The sequence below is a fragment of the Faecalibacterium sp. I2-3-92 genome (assembly GCF_023347315.1).
GTDB classification, from domain to species: domain Bacteria; phylum Bacillota; class Clostridia; order Oscillospirales; family Ruminococcaceae; genus Faecalibacterium; species Faecalibacterium duncaniae.
Window position 1 is genome coordinate 2,575,943 of record NZ_CP094470.1, and the last position, 22,388, is coordinate 2,598,330.

16 protein-coding genes, 2 tRNA genes and 3 rRNA genes are annotated in these 22,388 nt (G+C 55.9%); 4 read left to right on the plus strand and 17 right to left on the minus strand.

All coding sequences use genetic code 11. The features are described from left to right. Position 1: 1 nt before the first annotated feature. The 16 genes from MTP42_RS12500 to MTP42_RS12575 all read right to left on the minus strand — a co-directional run bounded on the left by MTP42_RS12500 (position 2) and on the right by MTP42_RS12575 (position 14,708). A complete protein-coding gene (locus MTP42_RS12500; RefSeq protein WP_005935135.1) occupies positions 2-745 on the minus strand; it encodes an ABC transporter ATP-binding protein in 744 nt (247 codons plus the stop codon). A gap of 13 nt (positions 746-758) precedes the next feature. Then, the gene (locus MTP42_RS12505) at positions 759-1,568 is read right to left on the minus strand and encodes an ABC transporter permease (protein ID WP_223384331.1); all 810 of its coding nucleotides are present in this window, start codon (positions 1,566-1,568) and stop codon (positions 759-761) included. Positions 1,569-1,574: 6 nt separating this feature from the next. Then, positions 1,575-2,141, minus strand: coding sequence for a dTDP-4-dehydrorhamnose 3,5-epimerase (gene rfbC, locus MTP42_RS12510; RefSeq protein WP_005935131.1), 567 nt, complete (start codon positions 2,139-2,141; stop codon positions 1,575-1,577). A gap of 256 nt (positions 2,142-2,397) precedes the next feature. Further along, the gene (locus MTP42_RS12515) at positions 2,398-3,714 is read right to left on the minus strand and encodes a D-alanyl-D-alanine carboxypeptidase family protein (protein WP_249257465.1); all 1,317 of its coding nucleotides are present in this window, start codon (positions 3,712-3,714) and stop codon (positions 2,398-2,400) included. Positions 3,715-3,784: 70 nt separating this feature from the next. Then, positions 3,785-4,375, minus strand: a complete 591-nt coding sequence (locus MTP42_RS12520) for a dipicolinate synthase subunit B (RefSeq protein ID WP_249257466.1) — start codon at positions 4,373-4,375, stop codon at positions 3,785-3,787. Next, positions 4,372-5,166, minus strand: a complete 795-nt coding sequence (locus tag MTP42_RS12525) for an NAD(P)-binding domain-containing protein (RefSeq protein WP_249257467.1) — start codon at positions 5,164-5,166, stop codon at positions 4,372-4,374. The genes MTP42_RS12520 and MTP42_RS12525 overlap by 4 nt, the downstream gene beginning before the upstream one ends. Before the next feature lie 104 nt (positions 5,167-5,270). Beyond that, on the minus strand, positions 5,271-6,182 hold the full coding sequence (locus MTP42_RS12530) for a hypothetical protein (protein WP_249257468.1): 912 nt from the start codon (positions 6,180-6,182) through the stop codon (positions 5,271-5,273). Positions 6,183-6,369: 187 nt separating this feature from the next. Then, positions 6,370-7,311 carry a histidine kinase dimerization/phospho-acceptor domain-containing protein gene (locus tag MTP42_RS12535; protein ID WP_249257469.1) on the minus strand — a complete coding sequence of 314 codons (942 nt, stop codon included), beginning with the start codon at positions 7,309-7,311 and terminating at the stop codon, positions 6,370-6,372. After that, complete coding sequence (locus MTP42_RS12540) at positions 7,293-7,973, minus strand: response regulator transcription factor (protein ID WP_156060108.1); 681 nt, start codon at positions 7,971-7,973, stop codon at positions 7,293-7,295. Before MTP42_RS12540 ends, MTP42_RS12535 begins: the two co-directional genes overlap by 19 nt. A 4-nt stretch (positions 7,974-7,977) precedes the next feature. Continuing rightward, complete coding sequence (locus MTP42_RS12545) at positions 7,978-8,841, minus strand: TraX family protein (protein ID WP_249257470.1); 864 nt, start codon at positions 8,839-8,841, stop codon at positions 7,978-7,980. Positions 8,842-9,011: 170 nt separating this feature from the next. Further along, positions 9,012-9,482: an LURP-one-related/scramblase family protein gene (locus MTP42_RS12550; protein WP_249257471.1), complete on the minus strand. Its 471-nt coding sequence runs from the start codon at positions 9,480-9,482 to the stop codon at positions 9,012-9,014. 150 nt (positions 9,483-9,632) lie between these two features. After that, positions 9,633-9,749: ribosomal RNA gene (gene rrf, locus MTP42_RS12555) — 5S ribosomal RNA — on the minus strand. A 124-nt stretch (positions 9,750-9,873) separates the two neighbouring features. Further along, positions 9,874-12,708 (minus strand): 23S ribosomal RNA (locus MTP42_RS12560). Positions 12,709-12,914: 206 nt separating this feature from the next. After that, positions 12,915-12,991: transfer RNA gene (locus MTP42_RS12565), tRNA-Ile, on the minus strand. 3 nt (positions 12,992-12,994) lie between these two features. Next, positions 12,995-13,070: transfer RNA gene (locus MTP42_RS12570), tRNA-Ala, on the minus strand. A 127-nt stretch (positions 13,071-13,197) separates the two neighbouring features. After that, positions 13,198-14,708 (minus strand): 16S ribosomal RNA (locus MTP42_RS12575). Together the 16S, 23S and 5S rRNA genes with 2 tRNA genes alongside form the textbook arrangement of a ribosomal RNA operon. Before the next feature lie 818 nt (positions 14,709-15,526). Here MTP42_RS12575 and nrdD point away from each other — a divergent pair. From nrdD to MTP42_RS12590, 3 genes are all read left to right on the plus strand, one after another. After that, entirely contained in the window at positions 15,527-17,698 is a 2,172-nt protein-coding gene (gene nrdD / locus MTP42_RS12580) for an anaerobic ribonucleoside-triphosphate reductase (RefSeq protein WP_005934848.1), read from the plus strand. A 69-nt stretch (positions 17,699-17,767) separates the two neighbouring features. Then, positions 17,768-18,319, plus strand: a complete 552-nt coding sequence (gene nrdG, locus MTP42_RS12585; RefSeq protein ID WP_249257472.1) for an anaerobic ribonucleoside-triphosphate reductase activating protein — start codon at positions 17,768-17,770, stop codon at positions 18,317-18,319. Between the two features lie 13 nt (positions 18,320-18,332). Then, a complete protein-coding gene (locus tag MTP42_RS12590; RefSeq protein WP_249257473.1) occupies positions 18,333-19,313 on the plus strand; it encodes an Abi family protein in 981 nt (326 codons plus the stop codon). Positions 19,314-19,502: 189 nt separating this feature from the next. On the opposite strand, the gene MTP42_RS12595 is transcribed toward MTP42_RS12590, so the two are convergent. Beyond that, on the minus strand, positions 19,503-21,083 hold the full coding sequence (locus MTP42_RS12595; RefSeq protein ID WP_249257474.1) for a RecQ family ATP-dependent DNA helicase: 1,581 nt from the start codon (positions 21,081-21,083) through the stop codon (positions 19,503-19,505). Positions 21,084-21,344: 261 nt separating this feature from the next. On the opposite strand from MTP42_RS12595, the gene MTP42_RS12600 reads away from it, so the two are divergent. Continuing rightward, positions 21,345-22,373 (plus strand): glycosyltransferase family 2 protein, encoded by a 1,029-nt coding sequence (locus MTP42_RS12600; protein ID WP_215697035.1) that lies wholly within the window; start codon positions 21,345-21,347, stop codon positions 22,371-22,373. Positions 22,374-22,388: the final 15 nt, after the last annotated feature.

Sequence of the window (22,388 nt, forward strand, 5' to 3'; positions counted from 1 at the left end):
CTCAGGCCTCGCCGCGCTGGGTGGCCTTGTAGGCCGCGCAGACCGTCTCGGTATCGCCGTTCATTTTCAGGTGGCCGTGGCTCAGCCATGCCACCTTGCTGCACATCCGCTCGATCTGCTCGATGGAGTGGGACACCAGAATGACGGTGGTGCCGCCTGCCATCAGCTCCTTCATCCGTTTTTCGCATTTCTGCTGGAACAGGAAGTCGCCCACCGAGAGCACCTCGTCCGCGATCAGGATATCGGGCTTGGTGATGGTGGCAATGGCAAAGCCGATGCGGGCCACCATGCCGGAGGAGTAGTTTTTCAGCGGCACATCCAGGAAGTTCTGCAGCTCGCTGAACTCCACGATCTCGTCGAACTTCTCGTCCAGATACTTGGGCGAGAACCCCAGCACCGTGCCGTTGAGGTAGATGTTCTCCCGGGCGGTCAGGTCCATATCAAAGCCCGCACCCAGCTCGATGAGCGGGGCGATGGTGCCGTTGACGGTGACCTTGCCCTTGGTGGGCTTGTACACGCCCGCAATGGTCTTGAGCAGGGTGGATTTGCCCGAGCCGTTCAGGCCCACCAGACCGTAAAAATCGCCGGGCATGATGTCCAGGCTCACGTCCTTCAGGGCGTAAAACTCGTCGTACTGCAGGCGGCCCTGCACCATGGCCAGCAGATATTCCTTCAGGCTCTCGTGCTTTTCGGTGGAGAGGTTGAAGCACATGGACACGTTGTCCACTTTGATGATCGGTTCCATTCTTCTCCCCTCCTTAAATATGCAGCACAAAACGATCCTGCGTTTTGCGGAACATGTGCACGCCCACCCACATGGAGACTACTGCGCAGATGCCGCAGACCGCAAACATGTTGAGGTCCAGCGGGATGCCCCACATCAGGGTGCGGCGGAAGCCGGTGATATACCAGTACATGGGGTTCAGCTTGATGATCTGCTGCATGTTGAACCCGCCGATGGAAAAGGTCATCTGGGTGGGGTCATAGAAGATGGCGGAGAAGTAGAGCAGCGCCGTGATGAACACACTCCAGATGTGCATGATGTCCCGGAAGAACACCGTTGCCGCCGCCAGGAACAGGCCCACCCCCAGGCTGAAGAAGAAGAGGGTGATGAGCGGGTAGAGCGCTTCCAGAAGGGTCAGGTGGAAGGGCGCGCCGGTAAAGATCATCACCAGCAGCAGGGCCACAAAGCTGAACACGCAGTTCACCATGGCAAAGCAGCACTTTTCCAGCGGGAAGATATACTTGGGGATATACACCTTTTTCAGCAGGGGGGCGGCGCTGAGCACACTGCTCATGCTGGAGGAGGTGGCCTCGTTGAAGAAGTTGAAGAGCAGCTGACCGCACATCAGGAACACCGGGAAATTGTCGATGCCGCTGCCCCGCATATCCATCAGGCTGCTGAACACAGCCCAGTAGACCAGGCACATCAGCAGGGGGTTCAGCACGCTCCACAGCACACCCAGCACGCTGCGGCGGTATTTCAGCTTGAAATCACGGCTGACCAGATTCCACAGCAGATAGCGGTAGCGCCAGAAGCCGTTGAACATTCCTTTCAGTTTCGCCACGGGCTATCACCACTTTTCAAAGAATTCAAACTTCTGGGCTGCAAAGGGCTCATGCAGCTTGTCCTTTGCGCTGGTCTTGTGCTCACAGCCGCAGTCGGGCCACTGCACGTTCACGGTGGGGTCATCGTAGGGGATGCCGCCCTCGCTGGTGGGGTCATAGACATCGGTGCACTTGTAGCAGAACTCGGCCACATCGCTCAGCACCAGGAAGCCGTGGGCAAAGCCCTCGGGGATATAGAACATCTTCTTGTTCTCCTCGCTCAGGGTCACGCCCACCCACTTGCCAAAGGTGGCGCTGTGGGGGCGGCAGTCCACGGCAACATCATAGACCTCGCCCTTGGTCACACGCACCAGCTTGCCCTGGGTGTGATTCTTCTGGAAATGCAGGCCGCGCAGCACGCCGCGGGTGGAGCGGCTCTGGTTGTCCTGCACGAACTCCTTGTCGATGCCGGCAGCAGCAAACTGATCCTTCTGGTAGGTCTCCATAAAATAACCGCGGTCATCACCGAACACCTGCGGCTCAATGACCACAACACCAGGGATCTCGGTCTCAGTAAACGTAAACTTGCCCATATTTCTTTTTCCTCTCTGTTTTCTTTCAGAAAATTTTGTCTGTTTGTAGTATATGGAAAAGTCCTTGCGGGCTTTTGCGCGATTTTCAGACGGCTCGTTGCCTGTCAAGCCCACCCTCTCCGTCAGCGCTGCGCGCTGCCACCTCTCCCAAAGGGAGAGGCAACGCATCTCCTGGATCCAGCTGCTGCTGACCATGAGCTGCTATCGGCTCTCCCTTCGGGAGAGCTGGCGCAAAGCGCCTGAGAGGGCGAGGCCGTCAATGTCTCGCCTTCCGTTTCCTGCGGAGCTTCGCCCTCAGCCGCACCACGCCGAACGCCGCAAGAGCGGCCAGCACGGTGGCACCGACCGAGATGGCCAGCAGGCCGCCTGCGATCCTCTTCGGCCCCACATCCCGGGAGGCGGGCAGGGTGGCGTTGGCGCTCTTGGCCAGCAGCTCCTCCAGCCCGGTCACAGCGGCAGGCACCCGGACGCTGGCCGTTTCCTGCACGTCCCGCCCATGAATGGTATACACCGCATACACCGCCGGGTCAACCCCCAAGAGGTATCGTTCGGGCAGTTCCAGTGTGACCGACACATCCGCTGCGGTCAGGCCGTCGGCCAGCAGCAGCTTCACGCCCGGGTCAGAAACCGTCACCGTGCCCAGCGTGCTGCCGCCGCCCGCCACTTCCAGCTCCCCGGTCACGCCCTGGGCAGGGATCTCGGTGTAGCCGGTGTAGCGGGCAAAGGCATCGTCCAGCAGGGTGCGGACATCGTTGTATTTGTCGGTCTTGATCTGGCTCTGCATGGTCACGCAGATCAGCCGCACGCCGTTCTGCTCCGCCAGGCAGACATAGCTGTACCGGGCAATGTTGGTGTAGCCGATCTTGGAACCCAGGATGGCCGGGATATAGTACCGGCTGGAGCTCACCCGCATTTTATCCTGCTGGTGGAAGTACCGGGTCACGGGCTGGACATTGGTCGGGCCCATGGTGTACATCTCGTTCCGGGTAAACAGGGTCTCGAACCCGGGCTGGGTCAGCGCCCAGCGCAGGATCTGCGCCATGTCATAGCAGCTGGTGTAGTGGTCCTCATCGCTGATGCCGTGGGGGTTGGCAAAGTGGGTGTGTTCCAGCCCCAGCTCCTTTGCCTGCGCGTTCATGGCGGCCACACCGCCCTCAATGGAGCCGCCGCCGAAGTATTCGGCCAGCAGGTTGGCCCCATCGTTGGCGCTAGCCATCATGGTGGCATACAGGGCATCGGTCAGGGGCACTTCCTCCCCTTCCTGCAGGGCGATATGGCTGGAATCGGTGCCCGCCAGCGAGTAGACATCCTCGTGGCTGACCGTCAGCTTGACATTGTCCCACTTGCCCTGGGCCTTTTCACAGGCAAGGCCCAGCGTCATCACTTTGGTGATGGATGCCGGGTGCAGTTCCTCGTTCATGTTCTGCTGGGCCAGCACCAGACCGGTGTCGGCATCGATGATGCAGTACGCTTCCGTAGCCGTCAGTGCAGGCCCGGCAGCTGCCGCGCCCGGCGCAAACGCCGCCAGTGCGGTCAAAAGCACCGCACACAGCATGGCGATGTGTTTTTTCATTCCAGTTCCTCTATCTCAAGATATTATGATATAGTATACCACATTTTTATCCCTCTGAAAAGAGAAACCCTCAGTTCCACTCCCGGAGCACCGGCTGCAGCTGCTGACCGTGCAGGGCCGCCTCCAGTGCAGCGGGCAGCAGGGTGAGATCCGCCTTCAGGCTCTGGGGTTTCTGCGCTGCATCGTCCTGTCCGTAGGGCACAAAGTAATAATGCTTGCGCTGCATCAGCCGGGCGATGTTCTCCCCGGAAGCCCCCAGCCCATCGTTGGTGGAGACAGCCAGCAGCACCGGGCTCCCGACCCGCAGCAGGCTTTTTGCCGCCAGCGTGACCGGCGTGTCGGAAAGGCCCGCCGCCAGCCGGGCCAGTGTGGTGCCGGTGCAGGGGGCCACCACCAGCGCCCGGGCCAGCTGCCGCGGCCCCAGCGGCTCCACATCCTGCAGGGTATCCAGCACCCTGTGGCCGGTCAGGGTCTCCAGCCGCGCCTTCCACTCATCCGCCCGGCCAAAGCGGGTGTTCAGGCCGGAGGCCGCATAGCTCATCACCGGCAGCAGCTCCCAGCCCTGCCGCACCAGCTGTTCAGCCTGAGCCACCGCCGCGCCCAGCGTGCAGAAGCTCCCGCAGACCGCAAACGCCACTGTCCCGCGCAATTGCCTTTTCATGGTGTTCCCTCCCTTTCCGCCAGGATCTCACAGACCGTCCGGGCCAGAGCCTCGCCCGCCGTTTCGGGAGCGCAGGCCGTGGGCAGGCTCAGGGCATGGATGGCCCGGTGCCCCAGCCTCCGGGCTGCGGCAAAGTCAGTGCCGCCCGGCTTGGATGCCAGATCCACGACCAGGCTCCCGGGCCGCAGGGCTGCCAGCACGGCTTCCGTCAGGACAGGGGCCGGGATGGTGTTCACCACCGTGTCAAAGGCCGGAGCAGTCTGTTCCAGCCGGGCCAGATCCACCGCCCGCAGGCCAAAGCTCTCCGCCAGTGCCCGCTGGGCCGGCCGCCGCGCGGCCACCGTCACCTGTGCGCCCAGTGCCGCCAGCCGTACCCCAAGCGCCTGCCCCACCGGCCCGAAACCGGTCAGCAGGATGGCGCTGTTCCAGAGCGTCCGCGTCCGCTCCGCCATCAGGATGCCGATGCAGCCCTCTGCTGTCGGGATGGCGTTGCAGAGGATCAGTTCCTCCCGGGCAAAGTAGTCCACCAGCTCCACGCCCGTCTCCGCCGCGATCTGCCTTGCCTGCGCCGAGAGTTTTCCGCCCAGCGCCAGCGCCCCCGGTTTTGCGGCCCGCAGCAGTTCCGCCAGCGGGGTGCGGCTCTCGTCCAGCGGCAGCGGCAGTAAGATGTAATCGGCCAGCGCCGTCTGCTCCGGCCCGCCCACCGCAAACCCGGCACGGGCCAGCGCCCGGCCTGCCGCCGCCAGCCGCGGGTCCGTTCCGATCACCGCAAATCGTCTTTGTCCGTCCATTCCCGGCCCCTCCTCCCCATGGTCTGCGTCATCCTATGCCCATGGAGCGCCGGGTGTGAAAAAGCCGCCGCTCTCCGTCAGGAAAGCAGCGGCGATCTGTTTTTTTACGATATCGGCTTTTCGGTCAGAGCGGCGGCAGAGATTGCCTCCGGCTCCTCCATGCTCTGCGTCCGCTTCACCGCCTCACGCATCCGCGGCAGCTGGACGGCTTCATCAAAATCCGCATATCCCTTTGCGTAGGCAGGCACCATCTCCAACCGGTATTCTGCACTTGCAACGCTCCATTCCCGGATAGAAAAGTGCTCCGGCGGGAAATTCAGCCAGTTTCCACTCTCTCCAAACTGCGAGACCGCGTCCACCTGAATGCGGAACAGATTCTTTGCATAGTAAACGGTTCTTTCGATATTTTTCCGGTAGAGCTTCTGCAGATCCTTTTCCCGGCTCGTCGCCTTGCAATACGTCACAAATCGGGTGTCTGCCATCCGCTCTCTGGCTTCCAGCAGGCTCAGGATCGTACCCTTCTCATCTACCAGATACCCGTTGGTCGTCGGGTCCAGCATACACCACTTTTCCTGCGACCGGTCGTAGATCTCCGTGACAACGTGACAATCAAAATCGAAGGGAGAATAGGGCAGGAAGCGCACCCGCCGTGCGTAGATTCCCAGTGCCAGGCAGACCTCCTCCAGAATTTTGGCCTTATTCAGGCAGTTGATGCCCTGTTCCGGTTTATCCAGACTGTAATCCAAAAGCGCCAGGGCATTGCAGTCCACATGGCCGTCGTACCACGGGCTGTGCGTCAGCTTAGGCGAGAGGTATTTCAGCACCCGAATTGCCCGCTGCAGGTCCGTGCCTTTTCCTGCAATTTTCTCAAAGGGATACTTTTTCAGGAGGTCGGCATACTCCGGGCAGTCCATGCGATATTCCACCGCCGTGCTCTTTCCCGGTTGAAAGCTCCGATTGTTCCGCAGGATTCCACGGTAAACATTGTAAAGGACTTCTGTCTCTTCAAAATTCATTGTTCTTCTCCCCTCTCTTTTTTGGATAGACGAACGAATGGCCGTAAGTGTTCATTTTCCCCTCTATTTTCAGACCCTATCGTTTTTTATAATACCACGGTTTTCCTGCTCATGCAATGCAAAATGCCCGGCCATGCGGGCGTTCCCACACAGCCGGGCGGCTTCCTTTTTCATCATTCGGGTCTGCTCAAGGCCGCTTATATTTCAGCGGTGTCTGCACCTGAGCACGGATCTTGAGCAGATAGGTCCGGGTCTGCTCGGTGCCCCGCAGGATGGCCTCCACCTGTTCCCGCTGCTCCGGGGTCAGGGCCTCGTCCTCGGCCAGCAGGTCGGCGTTGCCTTCAATGACGGCCAGCGGCGTTTTGAGCTCATGGGAAAGCTGGATGATCTGCTCCCGCTGCTGCTGCTCCATTTTCCATTGGGCCTGCAGGCTGGCCGTCAGCTCCTGCCCCATGGTCTGCAGGGCAGCCAGTGTCTCGGCGTATTCCCGCACCTGCGCCCCGGAAAAATCGATCTCTTCCACGCCCTTTTTCTCAGCCACCTGTCGGGAGACCTCGGTCAGGCGGGCCGTCTCCCGGGCCAGAAACTTTCTGGAGCGGTGGGTGCTCCACACCACCGCTCCCACCAGCAGCAGAATGCCCAGAATGCAGTGCACCGTCTGCACATCTGGCAGCTTTCCCCGCAGCGCAGGGGCGGCGTAGGGCACGGCATAGTCAAATTGCAGCAGGCAGACCGTTCCGTCCTGCAATTTTGATGTCATATAATACTGTGTGTATCCAAAATGCCAGCGGGTTTTCCCCTGCCGGTTCTCCATTGCCCGCTGCAAGTGCCCGGCATCCATGTTGGTGGCCAGCACCTCGCTGCTGTCCGGCGCGGCAAACAGGGCGTAACGGCACAAGGAGTCCAGCTGGGTCTCATCAAAGGTGGCGGCAGTCATGCCCGGCAAAACGTCCTGTGCAGCCTTCTGGCAGGCCTGCGCGGCCTGATTGGCCGGGAGCGCCAGCCCGCTGTTGATGACGCACATCAGCGCCGCAAACCACAACAGCAGCGCCAGCACACAGCAAAAGACGGTCTGCACCAGATATCGCAGCAGTACGCCCCGCAGAGAGGTCAGCCCTCGTTTTTCCATTGATATCCCACTCCCCAGATGGTTTTCAGCAGTGCTTCCGGCTCTGCTACCCCCGCCGCCCGCAGCTTTGCCCGGATATTTTTGATGTGCTGTGTCACGGCGGTGTCGTCCGCAGTGCCGTCAATACCAAAAACCGCTTCGTAAATTTGCTCCTTGGTAAAGGTCTGCCCGGCGTGCAGCGCCAGATACTCGCAGATGGCATACTCGGAGCGGGTCAGCGGCAGAGGAGTTTCTCCCACCGCCGCCTCCCGCGCGGACAGGTCAAAACTGACTCCGCCACGCACCAGCCGATGCACCGGGGTGCGGTTCTGCCGCCGCAGATGCGCCGCCACCCGGGCGCGCAGCTCTGCCACCCGGAAGGGCTTGGACAAAAAGTCGTCTGCCCCAATGCCCAGCCCCTCCAGAACAGACGCTTCGTCTGTCCGGGCCGTCAGAAACAGAATGGGGGCATCGGTCAGGCCCCGGATGCGGCGGCAGACGGCAAAGCCATCCTCCCCGGGCATCATCACATCCAGCAGGATGCAGTCCGCCCAATGGCAGAGTTGTTCAGTAAGCTCCGCGCCGGAGAGCCGCGTTTCCACCCGGTGGCCGTCCCGCTCCAAGGCAGTGCGGATCAGCTTGCAGAGTTCTATATTGTCATCCACTGCCAGAATATTTGCCACAAGATCACCTCAAAGCGTTATAAACAAGGCAGGATGCCCCATACAGCAGATACACATGGGCCGGGTAGAACCAGTAGAACAGCTGCTTGTGTCCGCTGCCACGCTGCCCGTTGTACAGCAGCATCAGCAGCACCGCCGCCACCCCGAACCACTCATAGTTGTTGGTGAACATCTGGGTCCAGACAAAGCCCTCCTGCCGGCAAGCCATCCCGAAGGTCAGCACAAAATCACACAGGAAAATCACCAGTGCCCATACCGTCAGCTGCACTTTGCGCCGTCCACGCAATGCATACAGCAGCGCACCGCCCAGCAAAAAGCTCCAGCTGCCGTCCGTGATGCTGGTCCACAGGGGCAGCGGGCTGGTGATGACAAACGCCACCACCGTGGAAGCCCACGGCATCTGCTGGATCTGGGGGAAAGCGCTCAGGAACGCCACCATCACAAACGGCCAGCACAAAACGGCGGCAATGGCAGCTATGCCTTTTGCAAATTTCTTTTCCCGGAGCCAGTCGATGCCCTGCCAGATGATGCACAGCAGCATCAGATCCTGAAAAATAGCGTTCAGCGGGTAGAAGCCATCCCCGCGCCGGAAGGCTTTGGCGTAGATCATAAAAAATTCCAGCGCCGCCATGGCCGTTCCGATACCCCAGATGCGGATAAAATACCGCCTGCGGTCATGGGTGTGGGCAAAGCCCTCCACCGTGCAGAACAGAAACAGCGGTGCGCTGAGCCGCCCCAGCATACTGAACACCGTTGGGATACAGCCGGTGAATTCAAAGAAATAATGAATGTGATCCAGCACCATCAGCGCCAGTGCAATGGTCTTGAGCTGGGTACCGTCCAGCCCGTTTTTCAATTTTGTCAGCATACAAATTCCCCTTTCGATGATGCTATCATTGTAACAGGGAAATCTGTAGGAATTCTGAGGGAGAACTTATTTTTCCAGATAATAGCACACCAGATTCGTGGGGCCGCGCTCTGCATGGCGCATGGCCTTGTGTTCGATGCCCTCATAGGTGAAGCCCAGTTTTTTCAGCTTCATTTTGCAGAGCATTTTTCAGCATCGATGGCCAGCACGAACATCAGCACATGGAGCGCGTCTGCCGGGTCAACGATATCCAGCACATAGGTGTCCGTCCATTGCAGCAGCTCTTTGGAAACCGTTGCAACTATCTCTCCCACTGGCTTTGTAATGGTGTAATCCCACCCAGGGAAATCTCCCTCCACATGCCAGCCGTTGAAATCGATGTTGTACTTGGGCTTGAACCAGCCCAGTTCCTTTTCGAGGCAGCCGATATAATTTTCACCCTCATAGAGTTCAAACTTGGGCAGCCAGGTCAGCACCTCCTGCTTGACAGTACCAAGCTCGTTCTCTTCCGTGTCGAAGATTTTCAGGCAGTGCCCCCACGAGAGCTGCCCTTTTACCACATAGACCGTGTTCTCGTTTTCATCATAGATATCGTAGCTGTCGAACCATGAAAACATCCGTTGTTTGAATAAAAGCTTCATCCTGCCCCTCCTCTTTTTGCGATTTCACCGCAGACGGAATACATGCTTATCCCATATACGATTCAGGGATGGGTTTTAAGGCAGAAGCTATAATTTTTTTTTTTCAAACAACAAACCCCCAAGGAATTTCTTCCTCAGGGGTTTCATGTAAGTCGGCGACTACCTATTTTCACGCGCCGTTTCCAGCGAACTATCTTGGGCACGAGTGAGCTTAACTTCTGTGTTCGGAATGGGAACAGGTGGAACCTCACCGTCATCGTCACCGACCAATATGACTGGTTCAGTATAACATTTCTGTTTTACTTTGTCCAGTGTTTTTAGAAGGACATGCCTTCAAAACTGAATAATCACTGCTAACATTTTGTCATTGACTTGAGAATTCAAGCGAATTGTGGTCAAGCCCTCGATCTATTAGTACACACTTGCTGAATGGATCACTCCACTTACACATCGTGCCTATCAACCTCGTAGTCTACAAGGGATCTTACCTGATTCAATCAGTGGGATATCTTATCTTTGGGTCGGCTTCACGCTTAGATGCTTTCAGCGTTTATCCGATCCGTACGTAGTTGCCCAGCTATGCTCCTGGCGGAACAACTGGTGCGCCAGAGGTACGTCCGTCCCGGTCCTCTCGTACTAGGGACAGCTCCCATCAAATATCCTGCGCCCACGACAGATAGGGACCGAACTGTCTCACGACGTTCTGAACCCAGCTCGCGTACCGCTTTAATTGGCGAACAGCCAAACCCTTGGGACCGAATACAGCCCCAGGATGCGATGAGCCGACATCGAGGTGCCAAACCTCCCCGTCGATGTGGACTCTTGGGGGAGATCAGCCTGTTATCCCCAGGGTAACTTTTATCCGTTGAGCGATGGCATTTCCACTCACATACCACCGGATCACTAACTCCAACTTTCGTTACTGCTCGACCCGTCAGTCTCGCAGTTAGGCTCGCTTCTGCGTTTGCACTCTTTTGCTTGATTTCCGTTCAAGCTGAGCGAACCTTTGAACGCCTCCGTTACTCTTTAGGAGGCGACCGCCCCAGTCAAACTGCCCACCTAACAATGTCCCCCGACTCGATTCAGAGCCGCAGGTTAGAATTCCAATATCGCAAGGATGGTATCCCAACGGCCTCTCCGCCAAAGCCAAAGCCTTGGTTTCCCAGAGTCCCATCTATCCTGTGCATGCAACATCGAAACCCAATATTAGGCTACAGTAAAGCTCCATGGGGTCTTTCCGTCTTGTCGCGGGTAACCGGCATCTTCACCGGTACTACAATTTCGCCGGGCGGGCTGTTGAGACAGTGCCCAAATCATTACGCCTTTCATGCGGGTCAGAACTTACCTGACAAGGAATTTCGCTACCTTAGGACCGTTATAGTTACGGCCGCCGTTCACTGGGGCTTCGATTCAATGCTTGCACATCTCCTCTTAACCTTCCAGCACCGGGCAGGCGTCAGCTCGTATACGTCATCTTTCGATTTAGCACAAACCTGTGTTTTTGGTAAACAGTTGCTTGGGCCGATTCTCTGCGGCTCCATCTCTGGAGCACCCCTTCTCCCGAAGTTACGGGGTCAATTTGCCGAGTTCCTTAACAACCCTTCTCCCGTTGGCCTTAGAATCTTCTTCCTACCTACCTGTGTCGGTTTGCGGTACGGGCACCTCAGAAATACACACAGCTTTTCTCGCCATCTTCCATCTCAGACTTCGGTACTAATTTCCCTCGATCTCTACCGGAACCAACACCCGGCTCTGAGACTTCATATGTGTCCCTGTGCTTAACTCTTTTGGTGGTGACGGAATCTCTACCGTCTGTGCATCGGCTACGCCTTCCGGCCTCACCTTAGCTCCCGACTAACCTGGAGCGGACGAACCTTCCTCCAGAAACCTGAGGCTTTCGGCCATGCAGATTCTCACTGCATTCGCGCTACTCATTCCGGCATTCTCACTTCTATACACTCCACAGCCGCTTACGCTACTGTTTCTCCGCGTATACAACGCTCCCCTACCCAATACATTGCTGTATTGCCTAAGCTTCGGTGTCAGGTTTAGCCCCGTTAAATTCTCCGCGCAAAGACGCTCGACCAGTGAGCTATTACGCACTCTTTGAATGAGTGGCTGCTTCTGAGCCAACATCCTGGTTGTCTGCGTATCTTCACATCGTTTTCCACTTAACCTGACTTTGGGACCTTAGCTGTAGATCTGGGCTGTTTCCCTTTTGACAATGACATTTATCTGACACTGTCTGACTCCCAAGCATCAATACTCTGGCATTCTGAGTTTGATAAGCTTCGCTAACCTCTCGGCCGCTAGGCTATTCAGTGCTTTACCTCCAGGTATCTAACTTGAGGCTAGTCCTAAAACTATTTCGGGGAGAACCAGCTATCTCCGGGTTCGATTGGAATTTCTCCGCTACCCACAGTTCATCCGCCGCCTTTTCAACGGAGGTCGGTTCGGTCCTCCATGGAATTTTACTTCCACTTCAACCTGACCATGGGTAGGTCACCCGGTTTCGGGCCCATTATATGCAACTTAACGCCCTTTTCAAACTCGCTTTCGCTTCGGCTCCAGACCTTAAGTCCTTAACCTTGCTGCATACAATCGCTCGCCGGACCGTTCTACAAAAAGTACCCTATCACGCATTGACGCGCTCTAGGTGCTTGTAGGCACAGGGTTTCAGGTTCTTTTTCACTCCCCTCCCGGGGTGCTTTTCACCTTTCCTTCACAGTACTATACGCTATCGGTCACTGGGTAGTATTTAGGGTTGGAGGGTGGTCCCCCCGTATTCCGACCAGGTTTCACGTGTCTGGCCGTACTCTGGATCCTGCGCAGCTCTCTCCGTTTTCACCTACGTGGTTCTCACACTCTCTGACCGGCCTTCCCATGCCGTTCGGTTAACAGATTGAGTCTTAAAAGCAGTCCATACCCCGAAAGTATTTCTACTCTCGGTTTGCCCTCTTCCGCGTTCGCTCGCCACTACTTACGGAATCTCGTTTGATGTCTCTTCCTCGCCCTACTTAGATGTTTCAGTTCAGGCGGTTCCCTCAATACACCTATTTTGAATTTCAGTGTATTGTACCTGAGTATGAACCCAGGTGAGTTTCCTCATTCAGAAATCTCCGGATCAATGCTTATTTGCAGCTCCCCGAAGCTTATCGCAGCTTATCACGTCTTTCATCGGCTCCCAGTGCCAAGGCATTCGCCCTGCGCCCTTGTTCGCTTGACCTTTCAAACGTTCTTTCAGAACATTTGGTATCCTCTTGATTCTCTCTTTTGCCAACGAAGATTATTGTTACCCTTCCTTTTGAAATTGCAATATTTCTTAAAAGAACTTACTATAATCTTTGTTTCGCAGTTATTATTCAGTTTTCAAGGTACGTCTTGGTGATGTCCTTCAAAGCCCGGTCTCCCGAAACTTTGATTTTCATCACATGGTGGGCCAAAATGGACTCGAACCATCGACCTCACGATTATCAGTCGTGTGCTCTAGCCAGCTGAGCTATTGGCCCATGTGGTGGAGATTAAGGGAATCGAACCCTTGACCCCCTGCTTGCAAAGCAGGTGCTCTCCCAGCTGAGCTAAACCCCCACATAAGGTTTTGAGTAACCCCTTTTCAGGGCCCTCAAAATCGAACAATATCTACTCTGCTTGTACCTGTCACCTGTTCCAGATGGTCGACCATCTTCGATGTTCTTCCATCTGCCTGACTCCTTAGAAAGGAGGTGATCCAGCCGCAGGTTCTCCTACGGCTACCTTGTTACGACTTCACCCCAATCACCAGTTTTACCTTCGGCGGCGTCCTCCTTGCGGTTAGACTACCGACTTCGGGTCCCCCCGGCTCTCATGGTGTGACGGGCGGTGTGTACAAGGCCCGGGAACGTATTCACCGTGGCATGCTGATCCACGATTACTAGCAATTCCGACTTCGTGCAGGCGAGTTGCAGCCTGCAGTCCGAACTGGGACGTTGTTTCTGAGTTTTGCTCCACCTCGCGGTCTTGCTTCTCTTTGTTTAACGCCATTGTAGTACGTGTGTAGCCCAAGTCATAAAGGGCATGATGATTTGACGTCATCCCCACCTTCCTCCGTTTTGTCAACGGCAGTCCTGCCAGAGTCCTCTTGCGTAGTAACTGACAGTAAGGGTTGCGCTCGTTGCGGGACTTAACCCAACATCTCACGACACGAGCTGACGACAACCATGCACCACCTGTCTCTGCGTCCCGAAGGAAAATACTGTTTCCAGCATCGTCGCAGGATGTCAAGACTTGGTAAGGTTCTTCGCGTTGCGTCGAATTAAACCACATACTCCACTGCTTGTGCGGGCCCCCGTCAATTCCTTTGAGTTTCAACCTTGCGGTCGTACTCCCCAGGTGGATTACTTATTGTGTTAACTGCGGCACTGAAGGGGTCAATCCTCCAACACCTAGTAATCATCGTTTACGGTGTGGACTACCAGGGTATCTAATCCTGTTTGCTACCCACACTTTCGAGCCTCAGCGTCAGTTGGTGCCCAGTAGGCCGCCTTCGCCACTGGTGTTCCTCCCGATATCTACGCATTCCACCGCTACACCGGGAATTCCGCCTACCTCTGCACTACTCAAGAAAAACAGTTTTGAAAGCAGTTTATGGGTTGAGCCCATAGATTTCACTTCCAACTTGTCTTCCCGCCTGCGCTCCCTTTACACCCAGTAATTCCGGACAACGCTTGTGACCTACGTTTTACCGCGGCTGCTGGCACGTAGTTAGCCGTCACTTCCTTGTTGAGTACCGTCATTATCTTCCTCAACAACAGGAGTTTACAATCCGAAGACCTTCTTCCTCCACGCGGCGTCGCTGCATCAGGGTTTCCCCCATTGTGCAATATTCCCCACTGCTGCCTCCCGTAGGAGTCTGGGCCGTGTCTCAGTCCCAATGTGGCCGTTCAACCTCTCAGTCCGGCTACCGATCGTTGCCTTGGTGGGCTATTACCTCACCAACTAGCTAATCGGACGCGAGGCCATCTCAAAGCGGATTGCTCCTTTTCCCTCTGGTCGATGCCGACCCGTGGGCTTATGCGGTATTAGCAGTCGTTTCCAACTGTTGTCCCCCTCTTTGAGGCAGGTTCCTCACGCGTTACTCACCCGTTCGCCACTCGCTCGAGAAAGCAAGCTCTCTCTCGCTCGTTCGACTTGCATGTGTTAGGCGCGCCGCCAGCGTTCGTCCTGAGCCAGGATCAAACTCTTTATAAATGATATTTATCACTTAAAAAGTGTTAAATCTTCTTCGCTCAGCACGCAATCGCTTGCGTCCTGTGTGAATTACTTTGTTTGGAATTGTTTAACGTGTTTTTCCAACACGAAAATAGGTTCCGTTACAAGTTTTTCGATATTGTTCAATTTTCAAGGTCCTGTGCGCCTCAGCCTTAGCGGCTGACGACTTGATTATTTTACCACAGATGTAATTTTTTGTCAAGCACTTTTTTCAGAAGCTTTTCGATCTTTTCGAACTTGTGGCTCGTTTTTCAACGTATCCATATTGGTTCTTTCGCTTTGCTTCTGCCGCTTTCAGAAGTCATTCTTTCCGGCGGCCCTTGGCGCTCAAGTATAATACCATATCCCGACACGTTTGGCAACCCCTTTTTTCACTTTTTTCGTTTCTTTTTGCGTCTTTGACTTTTTGACTAGTTTTTCAACTGCAATTTACACATTCCTTGACGTGGAAGCTGCGGCGGCCTCAGAGGTCATTTTTCTCTATATAATAAGGTATTGTTCTATCCAAACTTCCAGAGAAGTATACACCGCCGTGGATATTACGTCCCGGAATGCAAACACTTTCCTTGCACAGTTTGTCAAGAGCTTTGGCCTCAAATTTTGCTCCAAGATTCTCGGCTCAATTTTGGCGAAACCGCCAAAACACAAAATGTAGTGGTTTCTCCATTGACATATCACTAAATAGTGATATCATAGAATCACATCAATTGAACGCATCTCAAGACAGCTTTGCGGGTGCCTCTTTCGCAAGAGGCACCCGTTTGAACTGCACACAGATAGAACGACGGAGGAACACTATGAAGATCATCAAGCGCAACGGTTCGGAAGTTCCATTTGATATCACCAAGATCATCACTGCGGTCACCAAGGCCAGCGATTCGGTCAGCCGCAAGAGCAGCCTGACCCAGGAGCAGATCCTGTCCATCGCCAACGATGTCACGGAGCAGTGCCAGGCACTGAACCGTGCCGTGAGCGTGGAAGAGATCCAGGACATGGTGGAGAACAAGCTGATGGACATTCAGGCCCACGATGTAGCCCGCCATTATATCACCTACCGTTATGTGCAGAGCCTGAAGCGCCAGACCAACACCACCGACGAGCGCATCCTCAGCCTGATCGAATGCCAGAACGAGGAAGTCAAGCAGGAGAACGCCAACAAGAACCCCACCGTGAACAGCGTCCAGCGTGACTATATGGCTGGTGAGATCTCCAAAGACCTGACCGCCCGCCTTCTGCTGGACCCGGAGATCGTCAAGGCACACAACGAGGGCCTGATCCACTTCCACGATTCCGACTACTTTGCGCAGCACATGCACAACTGCGATCTGGTCAACCTGGAGGATATGCTGCAGAATGGCACCGTGATCTCCGGCACCTATATTGAAAAGCCCCACAGCTTTTCTACCGCCTGCAACATTGCCACTCAGATCATTGCGCAAGTGGCATCCAACCAGTACGGCGGCCAGAGCATCAGTCTGACCCATCTGGCTCCCTTTGTGGATGTCTCCCGCAAGAAGATCGCCGCTGAGGTCGAGGCGGAGATGGAAGGGCTGGACGTTACCCCGGAGCGTAAGAAGGAGATCGTGGAGCGCCGCCTGCGCAACGAGATCAACCGCGGTGTCCAGACCATCCAGTATCAGGTCGTGACCCTGATGACCACCAACGGTCAGGCCCCCTTCATCACCGTGTTCATGTATCTGGGAGAAGCCCGCAACGCACAGGAAAAGGCCGACCTTGCCATCATCATCGAGGAGACCATCCGTCAGCGCTATCAGGGCGTGAAGAACGAGGCCGGTGTCTGGATCACCCCCGCCTTCCCCAAGCTGATCTATGTGCTGGAAGAGGACAACATCCGCCCCGGCACTCCTTATTATTACCTGACCGAATTGGCTGCCAAGTGCACTGCCAAGCGGATGGTGCCCGACTACATCTCTGAGAAGAAGATGCTCGAGCTCAAGGTGGACAAAAACGGCGAAGGTCACTGCTACACCTGCATGGGCTGCCGCAGCTTCCTGACCCCCTATGTGGACCCCGAGACCGGCAAGCCCAAATACTACGGCCGCTTCAATCAGGGTGTTGTCACCATCAATCTGGTGGATGTAGCCCTTTCCTCCGGCGGCAACTTCGAGAAGTTCTGGAAGATCTTTGACGAGCGTCTGGCTCTCTGCCACAAGGCACTTCAGGCCCGCCATCAGCGCCTGATGGGCACCCCCAGCGATGCCGCCCCCATTCTGTGGCAGTACGGCGCACTGGCCCGCCTGAAGAAGGGCGAGAAGATCGACAAGCTGCTCTTTGGCGGCTACTCCACCATCAGCCTGGGCTACGCCGGTCTGTATGAGTGTGTGAAGTATATGACCGGCAAGAGCCACACCGATGCCGGTGCCAAGCCTTTTGCCCTGAGCGTGATGCAGCACATGAACGACAAGTGCACCGAGTGGAAAAAAGCCGAGAACATGGATTACTCTCTCTACGGCACCCCGCTGGAATCCACCACCTACAAGTTTGCCAAGTGCCTGCAGAAGCGGTTCGGCATCGTGCCCGGCATCACCGATAAGAACTATATCACCAACAGCTACCACGTCCATGTTTCGGAGCCCATTGATGCCTTCACCAAGCTCAAGTTTGAGAGCGAGTTCCAGAAGCTGTCCCCAGGCGGTGCCATCAGCTATGTGGAAGTGCCCAACATGCAGGACAATCTGGAGGCCGTAATAAGCGTGCTGCAGTTCATCTATGATAACATCATGTACGCCGAGCTGAACACCAAGTCCGATTACTGCCAGTGCTGCGGCTACGACGGAGAGATCAAGATCGTTGAGGATGACGGCAAGTTGGTGTGGGAGTGCCCCAAGTGCGGCAACCGTGACCAGAACAAGCTGAACGTTGCCCGCCGCACCTGCGGTTATATCGGCACCCAGTTCTGGAACCAGGGCCGGACACAGGAGATCAAGGATCGGGTGCTGCATCTGTAACCCTCTCAGTCAACGCTTCGCATTGACAGCTCCCCCGAGAGGGGGAGCTTTTTATATGGAGTTTTATCTATGAATTACGCAACAATTAAGTATTACGACATTGCCAATGGGCCGGGGGTGCGCACCAGCATCTTTGTTTCGGGCTGCAGGCACCGCTGCCCGGGCTGCTTCAACGAGGTGGCATGGGATTTCGGGTACGGTCAGCCCTTCGACAAGGCTGTGCGCAACGAGATCTTTGCATCCTGCCAGCCCGACTATATTGCAGGCATCTCCCTGCTGGGCGGTGAGCCTTTTGAGCCGGAGAACCAGCGGGAGCTGCTGCCCTTTGTCCGCAACTTCAGGGCGTTATACCCGAATAAGAGCGTCTGGTGCTATTCTGGTTACACCTGGGAACAGCTGACCGGCAGTGTTCCCTGCCCGGCCCGCTGTGAGGTCACCGATGAGCTGCTGAGTCTGCTGGATGTTCTGGTGGACGGCCGCTTTGTGGAAGCCCAGCACGATATCTCCCTGCGCTTCCGGGGCAGCTCCAACCAGCGGCTTCTGGATGTGCCCAAGAGCCTTGCCGCAAAGGCCCCCGTCTGGTGGGAGGACGAACAGGTGTTTGCTACCCATAGCATGTAAATCGAGGATGCCCATGAGCTATAAAACAACAAACGACTTAATGCAGCACCTGCGTGACAACGGCATCGCCATCTCCGGCGCAACACAGAAACAGCAGCTTGTCACAACCGGATATTATCATGGCTATAAAGGCTATCGTTTCTTCAAATCTGCCGGTGCGCGCCTGCCTTTTTCCTCTTATCAAGAGCTCTATGCCACCATCCAATATGATTCTGCCCTGAAAGCTCTGTTTTACGGAAAAATGATGTTCATTGAAACTGCTGTCAAGAACATCGCATTGCAGGGCATCCTTGAAAACGCACAATCCGAGAGTATTTCGGATGTTCTGGATCGTGTCGTTTGCAGTTACAACAACTCCCCTGCCAATTTCACCGTTGAACAGAAAAAGCGAGCCCAGCAAAACAAATTGAACCTTCAGCGTTCCATCCAGTCCAGCCTTGCAAACGCCTATGCAAAAGGAAATCCAAAAATCACACATTTTTACAATAATCCAACTTACTCCGGTGTTCCTCTTTGGGCTTTCTTCGAGATCATGACCATGGGAGATTTTGGATACTTGCTTTCTTGTTTGACTTTTCCTGTCCGAAAAGATATTTCCACTCGCATTGGCCTTGATCTTTCCAACGATACATCCTGTGAGCTCTTATTTCGCTACATCTATGCTTTGAAAGATCTCCGGAATGCTATTGCTCACAATGCCGTGGTATTTGATACCCGATTTCGCAATTTTGACCCCACAAAGGCAATGAAAGCCTGTCTCCGTTCTGCGATTCAGCTTCCGTATGTCAATTTCAAGACCATCGGAGATTATGTCATTCTGATGTCCTATTATCTGAAGCTATTGCAGATGCCAAATTCCGAAATCCTTAAGTTCATTGAAGAATTTGAGCATATCACAGAAACCTATCGCTCTGAAGTCAACCCTGCCGTCGCTTCAATTGTCATTCATCCCGACCTGACGAAACGGATGGAAATTTTGAAAAATTATATTTAACAGTTGCATTTTTTCAACAGCTGCGATATAATATTCTTACTAATTGGGGTATATGTTCTCAGGGACATATACTTGAGGGAACTGGAGCGATTCAGTTCCCTTTTATTTTTACAAAAAGCGTCCCGTTTTCCACCCTGCCTGCACTGGCCGTGGAAAACGGGACGCTTTATTTGTTCTTTTATCTTCAATTCACCGTGTGCCAACGGTTTCTTCGATCACACTGAGGAACTCCTGCCCATAGCGGGCGGCCTTTTTCTCACCCACACCGGGGATATTGAGCAGTTCCTCCACGCTCAGGGGCTTTTTCAGCGCCATCTGGCGGAGGGTAGAATCGTTGAACACCATATAGGCGGGGAGCTTCTGCTTTGCGGCCAGCCGCTTGCGCAGGGCATAGAGGGCCGCCAGCAGCTTCTCGTCCGCTTCGCTGAGGGCATCTTCGTCGGCACGGCGGCGGGAGGCCGAAGCCAGCCGCTTCGCACTGGCCGCGGCACGCTGGCGGGCTTGTGCCGCCTGCTCCTCCACCTGTTCGGCGGCCTGTGCTGCCAGCAGACAGTTGGAACAGTTCTCGCACTTCTGGGGCGCGGCCTCGCCGAAGTAGCTCAGCAGATACCCCCGCAGGCAGCGCGGCGTGGTGGAGTAGAAGGTCATGTACTTGAGCCGTTCCTCTGCCTTGCGTGCCGCTTCGGCCTTGACATCCGCAGGCAGGCCGTTGTCAGCCTCCATCTCCTTGTCGATGAAGAACCGGATGGTGCGCACATCGGTGCCGGAATAGAGCAGGGTGCAGCGGGCTGGCTCCCCGTCACGGCCCGCGCGGCCCGCCTCCTGATAATAGCTCTCCAGATCCTTGGGCATATTATAATGGATGACGAACCGGACGTTTGGCTTATCGATGCCCATACCGAAGGCATTGGTCGCCACCATGATCTGCACCCGGTCATAGAGGAAATCGTCCTGATTCTGCCGCCGGGTATCCGCATCCAGTTTGGCGTGGTAGGCTGCCGCACGGATTCCCCGGCTCTGCAGCAGGCGGGTGGTCTCGTCCACCTGCCGGGTGGTGCTGCAATAGATGATGCCCGCATTGTCCCGCTCCCTGAGCACAAGGTCGAGCAGAACTTTGGGCTTCTCGCTGGGCAGAGCCCTGCGGGTGGCAAAATAGAGGTTGGGCCGGTCGAAGCTGGTGGTCACCTCGTAGGGGGTGTGGAGTTCCAGATGGGTGCGGATGTCCTCCCGCACATGGGCCGTGGCGGTGGCCGTAAAGGCTCCCACCACCGGGCGCTTGGGCAGGCTGTCCACAAACGCCTTGATGCGCAGGTAGCTGGGGCGGAAGTCCTGCCCCCACTGACTGATGCAGTGGGCCTCGTCCACCGTGACCATGCTGATCTCCCGCTCCTGCGCAAACCGCTGGAAACCCGGCATCTCCAGCCGCTCCGGAGCCACATAGATGATCTTATACCACCCCTCCCGGGCGCGGCGGAGCATCAGGGCCTTCTGGTTGTCTGTCAGGCTGTTGTTCAGGAAAGCTGCCGCCACACCGGCCTGTACCAGCGCCCCCACCTGATCCTTCATCAGGCTCACCAGCGGCGAGACCACGATGGTGATGCCCGGCAGCAGCAGGGCCGGCACCTGATAGCAGATGGACTTGCCCGCACCTGTGGGCATCACGGCCAGCACATCCTGCCCGGCCAGCAGGCGGGAGACGATCTCCTCCTGACCCGGGCGGAAGCTGTCGTAGCCAAAGACTTTTTTCAGAATACTATGCGGACTTTCCATGGTTCCTCCTATCCATACAAAACCTCTCCGTCATTGCCCTGCCATGCCGTCTCTCCTGTACGGGGAAGCGGACGCGCTTGCGGCCTGAGCGGTCTGTAACCCAATCAGTATACCACAACTCCCCGGATAATTGTAAAACATCTCTGACATTTCCCACGTTCGATAGCATTTCCTGCACAAAAATGCTATAATATGGGTACATATCTCCATCCCGGCCCCTGCCTTGCGCATCTGCCGGAAAAGAGCAAAGGAGTATTTTGTATGGCTCAGAAATTGATCACTTTCGCCGTCCCGTGCTACAACTCGGCGGCATATATGCGCCACTGCATCGAGACCCTGCTCTCCGCCGGGGAGCAGGCCGAGATCATCCTGGTGGACGATGGTTCCACCAAGGATGACACCCCCGCCATCTGCGACGAGTACGCTGCCAAATATCCCACCATCGTCAAGGCCATCCATCAGGAGAACGGCGGCCACGGCGAGGGCGTGAATCAGGGCATCCGCAACGCCACCGGCCTGTATTACAAGGTAGTGGACAGCGACGACTGGCTGGACGAAGCAGCCCTCAGGACCGTGCTGGCCAAGCTGAACACGCTGACTGCCCGGGGCACCGCGCCTGACCTGATGATCTGCAACTATGTCTACGAGCACGTGGAGGACAACACCAGCCACACCGTGCGCTACACCAACGTGTTCCCCCAGAACCGGCTGTTCAGCTGGACGCATGTCGGCCACTTCCGGCCCGACCAGAACCTGCTGATGCATTCGGTGATGTACCGCACACAGGTGCTGCGGGACTGCGGCATGGTGCTGCCCAAGCACACCTTCTATGTGGACAACATCTTTGTCTACCAGCCCCTGCCCTTTGTCAAGAGCATGTATTATATGGATCTGGACCTGTACCGCTACTTCATCGGCCGGGCCGACCAGAGCGTGAACGAGAGTGTAATGGTCAAGCGGGTGGACCAGCAGCTGCGGGTGACCCGCCACATGATCGACTGCCAGGACCTGGATGCCCTCAAGGGCCAGAAGAAGCTGCGTAGCTATATGCTGCACTACCTCTCCATGATGATGGCCATCAGCGACATCTTCCTTCTGCTGGACGGCAGTGCCGCCGCCAAGCAGAAGGAGAACGAACTGTGGGCCTACCTCAAGGCGCACACCAGTGCCGGGGTCTACCGCTCCATCCGCTACGGCTTTGGCGGCGTGACCAACCTGAAGATCCCCAAGGGCGACAAGCTCGTGCTGGGCGGTTACCGCCTTGCACAGAGGATTTTTAAATTCAATTAACAAATGTTGCTTTTC

Excerpts from the sequence above, each read along its gene's own strand:
- MTP42_RS12500 (WP_005935135.1), bottom strand. The coding sequence starts at position 745 with ATGGAACCGATCATCAAAGTGGACAACGTGTCCATGTGCTTCAACCTC.
- rfbC (WP_005935131.1), bottom strand. The coding sequence starts at position 2,141 with ATGGGCAAGTTTACGTTTACTGAGACCGAGATCCCTGGTGTTGTGGTC.
- MTP42_RS12515 (WP_249257465.1), bottom strand. The coding sequence starts at position 3,714 with ATGAAAAAACACATCGCCATGCTGTGTGCGGTGCTTTTGACCGCACTG.
- MTP42_RS12520 (WP_249257466.1), bottom strand. The coding sequence starts at position 4,375 with ATGAAAAGGCAATTGCGCGGGACAGTGGCGTTTGCGGTCTGCGGGAGC.
- MTP42_RS12525 (WP_249257467.1), bottom strand. The coding sequence starts at position 5,166 with ATGGACGGACAAAGACGATTTGCGGTGATCGGAACGGACCCGCGGCTG.
- MTP42_RS12530 (WP_249257468.1), bottom strand. The coding sequence starts at position 6,182 with ATGAATTTTGAAGAGACAGAAGTCCTTTACAATGTTTACCGTGGAATC.
- MTP42_RS12535 (WP_249257469.1), bottom strand. The coding sequence starts at position 7,311 with ATGGAAAAACGAGGGCTGACCTCTCTGCGGGGCGTACTGCTGCGATAT.
- MTP42_RS12545 (WP_249257470.1), bottom strand. The coding sequence starts at position 8,841 with ATGCTGACAAAATTGAAAAACGGGCTGGACGGTACCCAGCTCAAGACC.
- MTP42_RS12550 (WP_249257471.1), bottom strand. The coding sequence starts at position 9,482 with ATGAAGCTTTTATTCAAACAACGGATGTTTTCATGGTTCGACAGCTAC.
- nrdD (WP_005934848.1), top strand. The coding sequence starts at position 15,527 with ATGAAGATCATCAAGCGCAACGGTTCGGAAGTTCCATTTGATATCACC.
- nrdG (WP_249257472.1), top strand. The coding sequence starts at position 17,768 with ATGAATTACGCAACAATTAAGTATTACGACATTGCCAATGGGCCGGGG.
- MTP42_RS12590 (WP_249257473.1), top strand. The coding sequence starts at position 18,333 with ATGAGCTATAAAACAACAAACGACTTAATGCAGCACCTGCGTGACAAC.
- MTP42_RS12595 (WP_249257474.1), bottom strand. The coding sequence starts at position 21,083 with ATGGAAAGTCCGCATAGTATTCTGAAAAAAGTCTTTGGCTACGACAGC.
- MTP42_RS12600 (WP_215697035.1), top strand. The coding sequence starts at position 21,345 with ATGGCTCAGAAATTGATCACTTTCGCCGTCCCGTGCTACAACTCGGCG.